This window comes from Neisseria sp. P0009.S007 (assembly GCF_051962515.1).
This window is the reverse complement of record NZ_JBQCVF010000428.1, coordinates 1-1167: the sequence shown is the minus strand read 5'-3', so window position 1 is coordinate 1167 and position 1167 is coordinate 1. Positions and strand designations below refer to the sequence as shown.

General features: G+C 53.8%; 1 pseudogene. It reads left to right on the top strand.

Annotated features, from left to right (window positions below):
* Nucleotides 1-1167, top strand: a pseudogene (locus ACTHS3_RS13815) (RelA/SpoT family protein); the annotation flags it as partial.

Below are 1167 nucleotides of genomic sequence, written 5' to 3'. Positions count from 1 at the left end.
ATTCCCGAGTGTTACACCACGTTGGGCATTGTCCACAGCCTCTGGCAGCCGATTCCGGGCGAGTTCGACGACTATATCGCTAACCCGAAAGGCAACGGCTATAAAAGTTTGCACACCGTTATCGTTGGCCCGGAAGACAAAGGTGTAGAAGTCCAAATCCGCACCTTCGACATGCACCAATTCAACGAATTCGGTGTTGCCGCCCACTGGCGTTATAAAGAAGGTGGCAAGGGTGATTCCGCCTATGAACAGAAAATCGCTTGGTTGCGCCAACTCTTGGACTGGCGCGAAAACATGGCCGAAAGCGGCAAAGAAGACCTTGCCGCCGCCTTTAAAACCGAGCTGTTCAACGACACGATTTATGTTTTGACCCCGCACGGCAAAGTCCTCTCCCTGCCTACGGGCGCTACCCCCATCGACTTTGCCTATGCCCTGCACAGCAGCGTGGGCGACCGTTGTCGCGGCGCAAAAGTCGAAGGACAAATCGTACCGCTGTCTACGCCGTTGGAAAACGGACAACGCGTTGAAATCATTACCGCTAAAGAGGGAAATCCTTCCGTCAACTGGCTCTACGAAGGCTGGGTCAAATCCAACCGCGCCATCAGTAAAATCCGTGCCTACATCCGCCAGCAAAATGCGGATACCGTGCGTGAAGAAGGCCGCGCCCAATTGGACAAGCAGTTGTCAAAAATCTTCCCCAAACCCAATCTGCAAGCATTGGCAGAAAAACTCGGCTTCAAAAAAACCGACGAACTCTATACGGCCATCGGTCAGGGCGACGTTTCCAACCGCGCCATCCACAAAGCCTGCGGCGCGCTGAATGAACCGCCTCCTGTACCGATTGATGAAACCAATATCGTCAAGCAGTCCAAAATCAAAAAAGGCGGCAAAAACGGCATTTTGATTGACGGCGAAGACGGCCTGATGACCACGCTTGCCAAATGCTGCAAACCGGCACCTCCTGACGATATTGTGGGCTTTGTTACGCGCGACCGCGGTATTTCCGTCCACCGCAATACCTGCCCTTCTTTCCGCCACCTTGCCGAGCAGGCTCCGGAAAAAGTGTTAAATGCAAGCTGGGCAGCCTTGCAATAAGGACAAGTATTTGCCGTCGTTGTTGAAATCCGCGCCCAAGACCGCTCCGGTTTGCTGCGCGACGTTTCGGAG